The sequence below is a fragment of the Luteimonas rhizosphaericola genome (assembly GCF_029888045.1).
GTDB classification, from domain to species: domain Bacteria; phylum Pseudomonadota; class Gammaproteobacteria; order Xanthomonadales; family Xanthomonadaceae; genus Luteimonas; species Luteimonas rhizosphaericola.
The window spans coordinates 174,173-187,642 of the sequence record NZ_JARXRN010000025.1; the positions used below are offsets into that span (position 1 = coordinate 174,173).

At 72.7% G+C, this 13,470-nt stretch carries 11 protein-coding genes; 10 read left to right on the forward strand and 1 reads right to left on the reverse strand.

Going from position 1 to position 13,470, the window contains the following annotated elements; genetic code table 11:
• Positions 1–4: 4 nt before the first annotated feature.
• Positions 5–1,051 carry a LysR family transcriptional regulator gene (locus tag QFW80_RS10140; RefSeq protein ID WP_280601752.1) on the reverse strand — a complete coding sequence of 349 codons (1,047 nt, stop codon included), beginning with the start codon at positions 1,049–1,051 and terminating at the stop codon, positions 5–7.
• A gap of 133 nt (positions 1,052–1,184) precedes the next feature.
• On the opposite strand from QFW80_RS10140, the gene QFW80_RS10145 reads away from it, so the two are divergent.
• From QFW80_RS10145 to QFW80_RS10190, 10 genes are all read left to right on the forward strand, one after another.
• Complete coding sequence (locus QFW80_RS10145; protein WP_280601754.1) at positions 1,185–1,430, forward strand: hypothetical protein; 246 nt, start codon at positions 1,185–1,187, stop codon at positions 1,428–1,430.
• 23 nt (positions 1,431–1,453) lie between these two features.
• Entirely contained in the window at positions 1,454–2,320 is an 867-nt protein-coding gene (locus tag QFW80_RS10150; RefSeq protein WP_280601755.1) for an SDR family oxidoreductase, read from the forward strand.
• A complete protein-coding gene (locus QFW80_RS10155) occupies positions 2,304–3,536 on the forward strand; it encodes an efflux RND transporter periplasmic adaptor subunit (protein WP_280601756.1) in 1,233 nt (410 codons plus the stop codon). The genes QFW80_RS10150 and QFW80_RS10155 overlap by 17 nt, the downstream gene beginning before the upstream one ends.
• A gap of 211 nt (positions 3,537–3,747) precedes the next feature.
• A complete protein-coding gene (locus QFW80_RS10160; protein WP_280601758.1) occupies positions 3,748–6,924 on the forward strand; it encodes an efflux RND transporter permease subunit in 3,177 nt (1,058 codons plus the stop codon).
• A 109-nt stretch (positions 6,925–7,033) separates the two neighbouring features.
• Positions 7,034–7,780: an SDR family oxidoreductase gene (locus QFW80_RS10165; protein WP_280601759.1), complete on the forward strand. Its 747-nt coding sequence runs from the start codon at positions 7,034–7,036 to the stop codon at positions 7,778–7,780.
• Positions 7,774–9,252, forward strand: coding sequence for an efflux transporter outer membrane subunit (locus QFW80_RS10170; protein ID WP_280601761.1), 1,479 nt, complete (start codon positions 7,774–7,776; stop codon positions 9,250–9,252). Before QFW80_RS10165 ends, QFW80_RS10170 begins: the two co-directional genes overlap by 7 nt.
• 228 nt (positions 9,253–9,480) lie before the next feature.
• Positions 9,481–10,086, forward strand: coding sequence for a GTP cyclohydrolase I FolE (gene folE / locus QFW80_RS10175; protein ID WP_280601762.1), 606 nt, complete (start codon positions 9,481–9,483; stop codon positions 10,084–10,086).
• A gap of 13 nt (positions 10,087–10,099) precedes the next feature.
• A complete protein-coding gene (locus QFW80_RS10180) occupies positions 10,100–10,483 on the forward strand; it encodes a YchJ family protein (RefSeq protein ID WP_280601763.1) in 384 nt (127 codons plus the stop codon).
• A 732-nt stretch (positions 10,484–11,215) separates the two neighbouring features.
• On the forward strand, positions 11,216–12,403 hold the full coding sequence (locus QFW80_RS10185; protein ID WP_280602209.1) for a lytic murein transglycosylase: 1,188 nt from the start codon (positions 11,216–11,218) through the stop codon (positions 12,401–12,403).
• A gap of 285 nt (positions 12,404–12,688) precedes the next feature.
• Positions 12,689–13,462, forward strand: coding sequence for a hypothetical protein (locus tag QFW80_RS10190; protein ID WP_280601764.1), 774 nt, complete (start codon positions 12,689–12,691; stop codon positions 13,460–13,462).
• Positions 13,463–13,470: the final 8 nt, after the last annotated feature.

The window sequence follows — 13,470 nt, forward strand, 5'->3', positions numbered from 1 at the left end:
GCGCTCAGCCCGCGGTAACGGTCTCCAGGATCCGCTTGCCGGTGGCGATGTCCTCGGCCTGCAGGGCGTCGGCCTGCAGGGCGTCGGCCTGCGCCTCGCGCGCGGCCTCGCCGCAGCGCGCGGCCATCAGCGGGCACTGCGCCGCCATGTAGTCGATCTCCAGGTTCAGGCGTTCGAGCAAGAAGTCGACGAACGCGCGCACCTTCGGCGACTGCCCGTGGCCGCGCGGGAACACCGCGTTGAACTCGTAGTCGCCGCCGGTCCAGCCGGCCAGCACGCGCTTGACCACGCCGTGCTCCACCATCGGCTTGACCATCACGTCGGCGCCGATCACCAGCCCTTCGCCGCAAAGCAGCGCGCCCTTGAGCGCGGCCGGGTCGTTGGCGACCAGGATCGGGTTGACCGGGAACTGCTGCGCGCCGGTGCCGTCGTCGAGCGTCCACGCGTAGCCGTTGCCGTGGCGGTGCTTGGGCATGGCCAGGGTGCGGTGGTAGGGCAGCTCGTCCGGATGCAGCGGCTCGCCGTAGCGTTCGATGTAGGCGGCGCCGGCGAAGACCTGGGTGCGCAGCGTGCCGAGCCGGCGCGCGACCAGGCTCGAATCGGGCAGCGGACCGATGCGCAGGGCGACGTCGATCTCGCCGGCGATCAGGTCCACTGGCTCGTTCGACAGCATCATCTCCACCCGCACCTCGGGGTGGCGCATGTGGAACTCGCCCAGCAGTGGCGCGATCTTGTCGATGCCGATCGAATAGGGCGCGGTGAAGCGCAGCCAGCCGCGCGGGCCGGCCTGCAGCTGGCTGACCGCGCTCTCGGCCTCGCTGAGGTCGCGGGCGATGCGCTGCGAATGTTCGTAGTAGACGTTGCCGGCCTCGGTCAGTCCGAGCTTGCGCGTCGTGCGGTGCAGCAGCTGCGCGCCCAGGCGCGATTCGAGTTCCTGCACCTTGCGGCTGACCGTGGTCTTGGGCAGCCGCAGCGACTTGGCCGCGCCGACGAAGCTGCCGTGTTCGACCACCTTGACGAAGATCAGGGTGTCGTTGAGATCGTGAGACATGCGTGCCTCCGGGTGAAATTGGGGGAAATGGCGATTGGCCCACCTGCTGGACAATTATTCCCTTGATTGGGGACTAATCAAGTCCTGATTGCAGGCGCAACCTAGGCGCCGTTCCCACCGATGGAGCGCCGCCATGCGCACCGCCCCCCGCCGCCATCTCTCCTACGCGAGCCTCGTGCTGCTGCTGGCCGCCGACCTGCTGGCGCTGGCTGCGCTCGTTCTGAATCAGTGGCTTGCGGTCGGCCAGGGCTGGGCCTGGCTGCTTGCCGCCGGCCTCACCGCCGCCGCACTGCCGGGCCTGCTGTGGCTGGTCGACCGGGTGTTCGTGGCGGCCCGTCGGGCCGCTGAGGTGACGTTTTCGGGAGGGACTTTCCCGTGAACGGGATAATCGATTCCGGAACAATGCCCGCCGCCCTCGTCGTCCTGGGCGCCAGCGGCGCGGTCGGCCGCGGCGTGGCCGAGGCCGCGGTCGCCGCCGGGCGCGCGGTGGTCGCGGTGGGTCTGGACGAGGCGGCGCGCAGCGCGATCTCCGGACGGCATCCCCGGGCCGACCTGCTCGCGCTGCCGGCGACCATCGCCAGCGACGCCGACGCGGCCACGCTCGCGCAGCAGCTGCGCGGCCTGGGCCGCCCGTTCGAGGGTGTGGTCGCCAGCCTCGCCGGCAGCCATCCCTGCGGGCGGCTGATGGACGAGCCGGCCGAGGTGCTGCAGCGCGCGCTGGACCAGGACCTGCTGCCGCACCTGTTCGCCGCGCGCCACCTGCTGCCGCTGCTGGGCCACGACGCGGCCGGCTACGTGCTGGTCGGCGGCCCGGGCGGCACCTATCCCTGGGCCGGCTACGGCCACTGCTCGATCGCCGCCGCCGCGCTGCGGATGATGGCGCGCGTGCTGCACGACGAGGCCGCCCGCCACGGCCAGCGGGTGCAACTGCTGTCCCTGGATGCGCCGGTGGGCACGGTGCGCGCCAATGCCGATGCGCAGGCCGACGCCGACAAGGCGCTCGCGATCGGCCGCCGCGCGCTGTCGATGCTGGACGCGGCGCGCCGCGGCCGCCCGCCGCCGATCGTCGACTACGCCGCCGCCATGACCCCGGAGGTCATCGCCGCCGCGCCCGTGCGTGAGCGATCGTCCTCCGCGCACACCGCGCCGCGGCGCGGCGCCACCCCGGACTCCCTGCTGCCCGCGCGCGACCTGCGCGCAGCGCGCGCACTGCTCGACGCCATCGCCTTTCCCACCTCCCCAGGAAACCTCCATGACGAACATTGCTGATTCCACGCCGCGCCGCGCGGCCCGCGCCCTGCGCACCGTACGCCTGATTCCCGTGCTGCTCGCCGCCGCGCTCGCGGTCGCCTGCAGCAGCGAAGCCGCCCCTGGCGACGGCGCCCCGCCGCCGCCCGAGGTGAGCGTGGCCGAGGTGGTCGCCCGGCCGGTGACCCAGTGGGACGACTTCACCGGGCGCATCAGCGCGGTGGAGACGGTCGAGCTGCGGCCGCGCGTGAGCGGCTACGTGCTGCGCGTGGCCTACGACGAGGGCGAAGAGGTGCGCAAGGGCGACCTGCTGTTCGAGATCGACCCGCGCCCCTACCGCGCCGCGCTGGACCGCGCCCAGGCCGAGCTCGAGCGCGCGCGCAGCGAGGCGCGCCTGGCCGCCGCGCAGAACACCCGCGCCAAGGCGCTGGTGGAGGCGCGCGCGATCTCGCGCGAGGAGTTCGAGACCCGCAACGCCGCCACCGCCCAGGGCGACGCCGCGGTGCGCGCGGCCGAGGCCGCGGTCGCCGCCGCGCGCCTGGACCTGCAGTTCACCCAGGTGCGCTCGCCGATCGACGGCCGCGCCGGGCGTGCGCTGGTGACCACCGGCAACCTCGCCCAGGCCGACGGCACCCTGCTCACCACCGTGGTCTCGCAGGATCCGGTGCACGTGCACTTCGAGGCCGACGAACAGACCTGGCTGCGCTACAGCCGGCTCGCGCAGCAGGGCGAACGCGCCACCACCGAGAACCCGGTGCGCGTGGGCCTCGCCGGCGAGGACGGCTACCCGCACGCGGGCAGCGTCGATTTCATCGACAACCAGGTCGATCCGGCCACCGGCACCATCCGCGCCCGCGCCGTGCTGCGCAACCCGGAGCGGCTGTTCACCCCGGGCCTGTTCGCGCGCGTGCAGCTGGAAGGCAGCGGCAAGTTCGACGCCCTGCTGGTGGACGACAAGGCGGTGCTCACCGACCAGGACCGCAAGTACGTCTACGTGCTGGGCGAGGGCAACACCGCGCAGCGGCGCGACGTGCAGCTCGGGCGCGTGGTCGACGGCCTGCGGGTGGTGCAGTCGGGCCTGGAACCCGGCGACCGCGTGATCGTCAACGGCGTGCAGAAGGTGTTCATGCCGGGCATGCCGGTGGCGCCGAAGGAGGTGGCGATGGAAGCGCCTGCCGCCGGCGCGCCGCAGGTCGCGATGACCGCGGCCCCGGCGACGCCCGACCGCACGCAGTAGTCGCCGCGATCCGCGCGGGCGCGCCGGCCCGACCGCCGCCGCCCCGCCGGACCCCGGCAATCCGTTCCCCCGGGCCGTTCCCTCCGGCCCGTCCGGCCGACGGCCTTCCCGGTCCCTCCCCGACGACGGGAAGGCCGCCGGGCCGGATTTTTCCTCCGTTTCCCCGCGCCCCGCGCGGGCCACGCGGCTTCGCCGCACAGGACACCGCCCCATGGACTTCTCCCGCTTCTTCATCGACCGGCCGATCTTCGCCGCGGTGCTGTCGATCGTGATCTTCGCCGCCGGGCTGATCTCGATCCCGCTGCTGCCGATCGGCGAATACCCCGAGGTCGTGCCGCCGTCGGTGGTGGTGCGCACCGTGTACCCGGGCGCCAACCCCAAGGTGATCTCCGAGACGGTGGCCACGCCGCTGGAGGAGGCGATCACCGGCGTCGAGGACATGATGTACGTCAAGTCGGTCGCCGGCTCCGATGGCGTGCTGCAGCTGACCGTGACCTTCAAGCCCGGCACCGATCCGGACGATGCCACCGTCAAGGTGCAGAACCGGGTGGCGCAGGCGCTGGCGCGCCTGCCCGAGGACGTGCGCCGCCAGGGCGTGACCACGCAGAAGCAGTCGCCGGTGTTCCTGATGGTGGTGCACCTGACCTCCGAGGACGGCCGCTACGACTCGCTGTACCTGCGCAACTACATGCGCCTGCACGTACGCGACGAACTCTCGCGCATCAGCGGCGTGGGCGACGCGCAGCTGTTCGGCGGCGGCGACTACGCGATGCGGCTTTGGCTGGATCCGGACAAGATCGCCGCCCGCGGGCTGACCGCCGGCGACGTGCTGCGCGCGGTGCGCGAGCAGAACGTGCAGGTCTCGGCCGGCCAGCTCGGCGCCGAGCCGATCGCCAACGGCAGCGACTTCCTGCTGCCGATCAACGCGCGCGGCCGCCTGGAGAGCGTCGAGGAGTTCGGCGACATCGTGCTCGAGGCCGGCGCCGGCGGCGAGATCGTGCGCCTGCGCGACGTGGCCCGGATCGAGCTGGCCGCGGGCGACTACACCCTGCGCGCACGGCTGGACGGCAAGAACGCCGCCGCCATCGGCATCTTCCAGGCGCCGGGCGCCAACGCGCTGGAGATCCGCGACGCGGTGGTGGCGAAGATGGACGAGCTGCGCCCGTCGCTGCCGCCGGGGGTGGAGATCCAGTCGATCTACGACACCACCATCTTCGTGCGCGACTCGATCAAGTCGGTGATCACCACCCTGCTCGAGGCGGTGCTGCTGGTGGTGCTGGTGGTGATCCTGTTCCTGCAGACCTGGCGCGCGTCGATCATTCCGCTGCTGGCGGTGCCGGTGTCGATCGTGGGCACCTTCGCGGTGCTCAACCTGCTGGGCTTCTCGATCAACACCCTGACCCTGTTCGGCCTGGTGCTGGCGATCGGCATCGTGGTCGACGACGCGATCGTGGTGGTCGAGAACGTCGAGCGCCACATCGAGGAAGGCGCGCAGCCGCTCGAAGCGGCGCACCTGGCCATGCGCGAGGTGTCCGGGCCGATCATCGCCATCACCCTGGTGCTGTGCGCGGTGTTCGTGCCGATGGCGTTCCTGGACGGCGTGACCGGCCAGTTCTACAAGCAGTTCGCGGTCACGATCGCGGTCGCCACGGCGATCTCGGGCCTGAATTCGCTGACCCTGTCGCCGGCGCTGGCGGCCAAGCTGCTCAAGCCGCACGGCGCCCCGCCCGATGCGCTCGGGCGCCTGATCGAGCGCCTGTTCGGCTGGGTGTTCCGCCCGTTCAACCGCTTCTTCAAGCGCAGTTCCGGTCGCTACGAGGGCGCGGTGTCGCGCACGCTCGGACGTCGCGGCGCGGTGTTCGTGGTCTACCTGGTGCTGCTGGCGGGCGCGGGCCTGATGTTCAAGGCGGTGCCGGCGGGCTTCATCCCGGTGCAGGACAAGCTGTACCTGATCGCGGGCGTGAAGATGCCCGAGGGCGCGTCGATCGAGCGCACCGACGCGGTGCTCAAGCAGATGGCCGCGATCGCGAAGGAGGTCGACGGCGTCGCCAGCGAGGTCGCGTTCCCGGGCCTGAACCCGCTGCAGTTCACCAACACGCCCAACAACGGCGTGGTGTTCTTCACCCTCGACCCGTTCTCGGAGCGCTCGCGCACCGCCGAAGAGATCACCGCCGAACTCAACCAGAAGTTCGCCTCGATCCAGGAAGGCTTCACGTTCGCCTTCATGCCGCCGCCGATCCAGGGGCTGGGCAACGGCTCGGGCTGGTCGTTGTTCGTCGAGGACCGCACCCGGCTGGGCTACGGCGCGCTGCAGGACGCGGTGCAGGCGTTCCAGGGCGCGGCCTCGCAGGCGCCGGGGCTGGGGTTCCCGATCACCAGCTACCAGGCCAACGTGCCCCAGCTCGATGCCGACGTGGACCGGGTCAAGGCCAAGGCCCAGGGCGTGCCGCTGACCGAACTGTTCGAGACCCTGCAGGTGTACCTGGGCTCGGCCTACGTCAACGACTTCAACATGTTCGGCCGTACCTGGCAGGTGATCGCCCAGGCCGACGGCGGCTTCCGCGACGAAGTCACCGACATCGCCAACCTGCGCACCCGCAATGAAGCCGGCGCCATGGTGCCGATCGGATCGATGGTCGACGTGCGCCAGACCTACGGCCCGGATCCGGTGATCCGCTTCAACGGCTACCCGGCCGCCGACCTGCTGGGCGAGGCCGACCCGCGCGTGCTGTCCTCGGGCGAGGCGATGGCGAAGGTGACCGAACTCGCCGGGCAGGTGCTGCCGACCGGCATGGGCATCGACTGGAGCGACCTGAGCTACCAGCAGGCCACCCAGGGCGGCGCCGCGCTGGTGGTGTTCCCGCTGGCGGTGCTGCTAGCGTTCCTGGTGCTGGCGGCGCTGTACGAGAGCTGGACCCTGCCGTTGGCGGTGATCCTGATCGTGCCGATGACGATGCTCGCCGCACTGTTCGGCGTGTGGCTGGCCGGTGGCGACAACAACGTGTTCGTGCAGGTGGGCCTGGTGGTGCTGATGGGGCTGGCGTGCAAGAACGCGATCCTGATCGTCGAGTTCGCGCGCGAACTGGAGCTGCAGGGCAAGGGCATCGTCGACGCGGCGCTGGAAGCCTGCCGCCTGCGGCTGCGCCCGATCATCATGACCTCGGTGGCGTTCATCGCCGGCACCGTGCCGCTGGTGCTCTCCAGCGGCGCCGGCGCCGAGGTGCGCTCGGTGACCGGCATCACCGTGTTCGCCGGCATGATCGGCGTGACCGCCTTCGGCCTGTTCCTCACCCCGGTTTTCTACGTCGCGCTGCGCAAGTTCGCCAACAAGCCGCTGGTGTCGCATGGACCCGCGCCCACCGCCGCGCACGCGCAGCTCGATGCCTGACTGACACGTCCGGAACCGGCCAGCCGTCGCGCCGGCCGGTTCCCGCGCTGATTCCGCGCGGCGACCGTCGCCGCGCTTCCTCCCTCCGCCGTACAGGATCCCCATCGCAATGAACGCATCCCCCCGCATCGCCCTGGTCACCGGCGCCACCCGCGGCATCGGCCTGGAAACCGTGCGCCAGCTGGCCGAGGCCGGCGTGCACACCCTGCTCGCGGGCCGCAACCGCGAGCGCGCGGTCGAAGCCGCGCTGACGCTGCAGGCCAGAGGCCTGCCGGTCGAGGCGATCGCGCTCGACGTCACCGACGCGGCCAGCATCGACGCGGCCGTGGCCGAGGTCGGGCGCCGCCACGGTCGGCTCGACATCCTGGTCAACAATGCCGGCATCGCGATCGACGACATGGCGCTGAAGCCGTCGCAGCAGACGATGGAAACCTGGCGCACCACCTTCGACACCAACGTGTTCGGGCTGGTGGCGGTGACCAATGCCTTCCTGCCGCTGCTGCACCAGTCGCCGTCCGCGCGCATCGTCAACGTCTCCAGCCTGCTCGGTTCGATCCAGGAGCACCTCAACCCCGACTCCTTCATCTATGACTTCAAGATCCCGGCCTACGACGTGTCCAAGACCGCGGTGAACGCGTGGACGGTGCACCTGGCGCACGAACTGAAGGGGTCGAAGATCAAGGTCAACACCATCCACCCCGGCTACGTGCGCACCGACATGAACCGCAGGGGCGACGAGCAGAACGGCGAGCTCGAGGTCGCCGATGGCGCGCGCACCAGCGTGCGCTTGGCGCTGATCGACGACGACGGTCCGAGCGGCGGCTTCTTCTACGGCGAGGACTCGCTGCCATGGTGAGTCGCCTGACGATCACCGCGCTGGCCGCGGCGCTGCTCAGCGCCTGTGCGGTGGGCCCCGACCACGTGCGGCCGCACATGGCCGTGCCCGAGCGCTTCGGATCCGGCGACGTGTCGGCCGCGGACGCGACCGCCACCCCGGATACCGCTCCCGCCGGCGTCGCCGCCGCACCGTTCGACGATGCCTTCCTAGACGGCCTCGGCGATCCGCAGCTGGCGCAGCTGGTGGACGACGCCCTGCACGCCAATCACGACCTGCGCATCGCGCTCTCGCGCGTCGACCGCGCCAACGCACTGCTGCGCAACGCGCGGCTGGACGTGCTGCCCACGGTCACCGCGCAGGGCGAGGTCGCGGACGTGCGCAGCAGCGCCGACCAGGCGCCGGGCGTGCCCCGCGAACAGCGCGATGGCGAGCAATGGAACGGCGGGATCTCCGCCGCGTGGGAGCTGGACCTGTTCGGCCGCGTGCGCCGCTCGATCGAGGCCGGGCGCGCCGGTGCCGGCGCCAGCGCGGCGGACCTGCGCGCGGTGCAGGTGGCGGTGGCCGGCGAGGTCGCGCTTACCTACGTCGAACTGCGCGGGACCCAGGAGCGGCTGCGGGTGGCGCGCGCCAACCGCGACAACCAGCAGCGCACCTTCGACCTGGTGCAGGCGCGGCTGGACGCGGGCGCAGGCACCGAGTTCGACACCGCGCGCGCCCGGGCGCAGCTGGAAACCACCGCCGCGCGCATCCCCGCGCTGGAGGCGCTGGAGCGCGTGGCCATGCACCGGCTGGCGGTGCTGACCGGGCGCGATCCCGGCGCGCTGGTCGCGGAGCTGGCCGCGCAGCGCGCGCTGCCGGCGCTGCCGCCGCGGATCGACGCCGGCGCCCCGGGCGACCTGCTGCGCGCACGTCCGGACGTCGCCGCCGCCGAGGCCCGGCTGCACGCGGCCACCGCGCGCATCGGCGTGGCCACCGCCGACCTGTTCCCGCGCTTCACCCTGGGCGGACTGATCGGCAGCCAGGCGGTCGACGTCGACGCGCTGTTCGAACGCGACAGCGAGACCCGCATCGTCGCGCTCGGCATCGACTGGTCGTTCCTCGACATCGGCCGGGTGCGCGCGCGCATCGCCGCGGCGAACGCGGAGGCCGAGGGCGAACTGGCGAGCTACCAGCAGACGGTGCTGCTGGCGCTCGAGGACGCCGAGAACGCGCTGGTGCGCCACGCCCGCGCGCGCACCGAGGACGCGCACCTGGAGCGCGCCGCGATCGACGCCGAGCAGGCGGCGCAGCTGGCGCGGGCGCGGTTCGAGGCCGGCGCCTCCGCCCTGCTCGACGTGCTCGATGCCGAACGCGTGCAGCTGCAGGCGCAGGACGCCTTCGCCGACGGCCGCACCCGCAGCGTGTCCAGCGCGGTGGCGCTGTACAAGTCGCTCGCCGGCGGCTGGCCGCAGACCATCCCCGAACGCGAACGCATCGCCGGGCGGCGCTGAGCCGCGCCGAGCGGGCGTCGATGCGGGGTTCCGCTGGCGTCCGCTCTCCCCGCGGGCGGGCGGACGCGGTTCCGCGCCCGTTGCCGGCGTCGCGGGACCACGCGTCGTGCGCCTGGCCGCACCGGATCCCCGCACTGCGCGTCCGCGCGTTGCACGCCGCCATGCCATCGCGACCGGGGCGTCGCGCGCTACCATGTGCGCTCCCGATTCCGCGCCCAGGACCCGCCCGTGACCGACTCCGACGACGCCCGCAACGGCGTGCCGCGCGCGCAGGCCGAGGAGGCGGTGCGCACCCTGCTGCGCTGGGCCGGCGAGGACCCGTCGCGCGAAGGCCTGATCGACACGCCCAAGCGCGTGGCCAAGGCCTATGCGGAGTGGTTCAGCGGATACGCGCTGGATCCGGACGAGTACCTGCGGCGCACGTTCGAGGAAGTCGCCGGCTACGACGAGATGATCGTGCTGCGCGACATCGAATTCGAGAGCCACTGCGAGCACCACATGGCGCCGATCATCGGCCGCGTGCACGTGGGCTACCTGCCCGCCGGCAAGGTGGTGGGCATCAGCAAGCTGGCCCGCGTGGTGGAGGCGTACGCCAAGCGCTTCCAGGTGCAGGAGAAGATGACCGCGCAGATCGCCGGCTGCATCCAGCGCGTGCTGGCGCCGCTGGGCGTGGGCGTGGTGGTCGACGGCAGCCACGAATGCATGACCACGCGCGGGGTGCACAAGCGCGGCGTGAGCATGGTGACCTCGACCATGCTTGGCAGCTTCCGCGAGGACGCGCGCACCCGCGCCGAGTTCCTGCGCTTCATCGAATCCGGCAACGGCCGGCGCTGACGGCGGCCCGCGCATGGCGGCCTGTCCCTGCGGCCGCGGCGGCGCGTACGAGGACTGCTGCGGGCCGCTGCACGCCGGTGCGCCGGCGCCCGATGCCGAGGCGCTGATGCGCTCGCGCTACAGCGCCTACGTGCGCGAGGATGCGGACTACCTGCTGCGCAGCTGGCATGCGTCCACGCGGCCGGGCGAACTGTCGTTCGATGCGCCGAGGGCGCAGCGGCCGACCTGGCTCAAGCTCGACGTGCTGCGCCATGCGGCGACAGGGGCCGACAGTGCCGAGGTCGAGTTCGTCGCCCGCTACCGCATCGGCGGCGGCTCGGTGGTGCGCATGCGCGAGCACAGCCGCTTCGTGCGCGAGGACGGGCACTGGTTCTACCTGGACGCGCTGCAGGGGTGAACGGGTCGTCGCCCGCCGCGCATGAGTGCGTACCGCGCCGCGCCCGGGCGCCCCGGGTGCGCTTCGCTTACCCGGGCTACGTGGAAGGCCACGCGGCCGGAACGGTCGGCGCGGCGTAGCCCGGCCAAGGCCGCAGGCCGCCGCCGGGAGTCGGGTTTCGGCGTCGCGCGGGCTGCGCGCCCGCATGCCCGGGGTGCGCTTCGCTTACCCGAGCCACGTGGAAGGCAGCGCGGCCGGAACGGTCGGCGCAGCGTAGCCCGGCCAGGGCCGCAGGCCGCCGCCGGGAGTCGGGTCGGGGCGGCGCGCGGGATGCGCGCCCATTTGTCCCGGTGCGCTTCGCTTGCCCGAGCCACGTGGAAGGCGACGCGGCCGGAACGGTCGGTGCAGCGTAGCCCGGCCAAGGCCGCAGGCCGCCGCCGGGGTGGGGGCTTGCACGCGATGGAGGGACAGGACGTTCCCGCGTGCGCTGCACCGAGCCGGGCGACGTGCCGGCGAACGAATGGCGCAGAGGTGACGAACGCCTCCAGCGCGGTCGCCACGCGTGAATGCGTCGCGAACCGGTCACCACAGCGCGGCGGACGGTCCGGGACGCGCGGCTATGCTGCGCGCTGATCCGCGTGCAGGAGCCCTTCCATGATCCGACCCCTCGTCCTCGCCCTGGCCTGCGCCGTGCCGGCCCTGACGGCTGCGGCGCAGGTGTCTCCTGCGGCGCAGGCACAGCCGCAGCCGCAGATGCAGACGCAGACGCAGACGCAGACGCCTGCATCTGCACCTGCAGGCGCGCCCGACCCGGCCTACGACACCTGCGTCGCCAACCGCCTGCGTCCGCAGGCGGTCGCGCGCGGCATTCCGGGCGAAGCCTTCGACCGCTACATGGTCGGTGTCACGCCCGACCGCAGCGTGCTCGACCTGCTCGACGCGCAGCCCGAGTTCACCACGCCGATCTGGGACTACCTCGCCGGCCTGGTCGACGAGCAGCGCGTGGCCGACGGCCGCGCGATGCTGGAGACGCATCGCGACCTGCTGGCGACGGTGTCGTCGCGCTACGGCGTCGATCCGGAGACCATCGTCGCGGTCTGGGGCGTGGAGAGCGACTACGGCCGCGTCCACGGCAAGCGGCCGCTGCTGCAGTCGCTGTCGGTGCTCTCGTGCTTCGGCCGCCGCCAGGAATTCTTCCGCGGCGAATTCCTCGCCACCCTGAAGCTGCTGCACGACGGCGACCTGCGCGACCCGGCGATTACCGGTTCGTGGGCGGGCGCCTTCGGCCACACCCAGTTCATGCCCACCACCTATGCGCGGATTGCGGTCGACGGCGACGGTGACGGCCGCCGCGACCTGGTCACCAGCATTCCCGACGCGCTGGCCTCGACCGCGAACTACCTCAAGCAGGCCGGCTGGCAGACCGGGCGGCCGTGGGGGTTCGAGGCGAAGGTGCCGGCGGGTTTCGACGCCTCGCTGGCGGGACGCACCAGCCGGCGGCCACTGTCGGACTGGGTGGCGCGCGGCGTGACCCGCGCCGACGGCAGCGCGATCGCGCCGTCCGACGTGCGCAGCGCGCTGCTGCTGCCCGCGGGGCACAGCGGTCCGGCGTTCGTGGTGTTCCGCAACTACGACGCGATCTATTCCTACAACGCCGCCGAAAGCTACGCGCTGGCGATCGCCACGCTCGCCGACCGCCTGCGTGGCGGCGCCGGCCTGGCCACGCCCTGGCCGACCGACGATCCCGGCCTGTCCCGTGCGCAGCGGAAGGAGCTGCAGACCCTGCTGCTCGCCCGCGGCCACGCCATCGGCGAGGCCGACGGCATGATCGGCACGCTCACCCGGCGCGCGATCGTGGAAGAGCAGCAGCGCCTGGGCATCGCGCCCGCCGACGGACGCGCCGGTACCCGGATCCTCGAGGCGCTGCGCGCCGCGCGCTGAGGTCGGTCGCGGTCCTGTGCCGCGCACTGCTCTGCCTTGGCCTCCCTCGGCGCGGCGGGGCCCCGGGTGCGCTTCGCTTACCCGGGCTACGCGAAGCCATACCGCCGGGTGGCTCCGCAAGGCCGTCGCCCGGACAAGGCCGCAGGCCGCATCCGGGACCCGCCCGCCCACCGATCGCACCCGCACCCGGAAGCACCTCGCACCGCCGGCTGGGGTCAGCCCCAGCTGGCAGTGCGGCGAGGGCCGCCTATGCTCGGGGTGACATTTGCAGCCAGGGATGCAGCCATGAGCGATGGCAGCGACGGCGCCGGCGGCGTCGGCAGCAGTGGGGGCGGCAATGCCGCCGGCAACGACACCGGTGCGACCAGCGGCCTCGACGGACTCGGCGATGCCGTCTCCGATGCGGTGAGCGGTCTGGCCAGCGCGGTCAGCGACGCCCTCGGACTGGACGCCGGCGGATTCGCGGATGCGATGTCGGGCCTGGCCGGTGCGCTGGGCCTGGATGCGCAGGACCTGCAGGACATCGTCGGCGCGGCCCTGGTGGGTGCGCTCACCGGCGGCCTGCCGGGCGCGGTGATGGGCGTGGTCAACGGCCTGGTCGGCGGCAGCCTCACCGAAGCCGCGCGCGACACGGTCGCCAGCCAGATGCCGGCGGCCATGCAGCCGCTGGCGAACCTGGCCATCGACGCGTTCGCCGGCCGCGTGCCGGGTGCCAACACCTCGGTCGAAAGCGCGCTGTCGAGCTTCGCCACCGGCGCGATCACCGGGCACACGCCGTCGATCGGCGACCTCGGCGCCGTGGCGCGCTCGCTCACCGACGTGCAGTCGCTGGCCACGGGCGTGCTCTCCGGGCTCGACGTGTCCAGTCCGCAGGCCGCGGCGACCAGCCTGGAACGCGCGCTCGGCACCCAGTTCGCAGGCGCCCGCGATATCGCGGCCGGCGTCGCCGACCGCTTCGCGCGCGACGGCGTGGCCTATGCTGACGGCGGGCACGACAGGTTCGGCAACGCGGTCGAGTCGCTCGCGGTGGACGTGGCGCGGATGTTCGCCGGCCGCTGATCCGGAAC

Bases quoted from the DNA above. Each gene is read 5' to 3' on its own strand.
- QFW80_RS10180 (WP_280601763.1), top strand. From the start codon at position 10,100: ATGGCGGCCTGTCCCTGCGGCCGCGGCGGCGCGTACGAGGACTGCTGC.
- QFW80_RS10160 (WP_280601758.1), top strand. From the start codon at position 3,748: ATGGACTTCTCCCGCTTCTTCATCGACCGGCCGATCTTCGCCGCGGTG.
- QFW80_RS10185 (WP_280602209.1), top strand. From the start codon at position 11,216: ATGCAGACGCAGACGCAGACGCAGACGCCTGCATCTGCACCTGCAGGC.
- QFW80_RS10140 (WP_280601752.1), bottom strand. From the start codon at position 1,051: ATGTCTCACGATCTCAACGACACCCTGATCTTCGTCAAGGTGGTCGAA.
- QFW80_RS10190 (WP_280601764.1), top strand. From the start codon at position 12,689: ATGAGCGATGGCAGCGACGGCGCCGGCGGCGTCGGCAGCAGTGGGGGC.
- QFW80_RS10170 (WP_280601761.1), top strand. From the start codon at position 7,774: ATGGTGAGTCGCCTGACGATCACCGCGCTGGCCGCGGCGCTGCTCAGC.
- QFW80_RS10165 (WP_280601759.1), top strand. From the start codon at position 7,034: ATGAACGCATCCCCCCGCATCGCCCTGGTCACCGGCGCCACCCGCGGC.
- QFW80_RS10150 (WP_280601755.1), top strand. From the start codon at position 1,454: ATGCCCGCCGCCCTCGTCGTCCTGGGCGCCAGCGGCGCGGTCGGCCGC.
- QFW80_RS10145 (WP_280601754.1), top strand. From the start codon at position 1,185: ATGCGCACCGCCCCCCGCCGCCATCTCTCCTACGCGAGCCTCGTGCTG.
- QFW80_RS10155 (WP_280601756.1), top strand. From the start codon at position 2,304: ATGACGAACATTGCTGATTCCACGCCGCGCCGCGCGGCCCGCGCCCTG.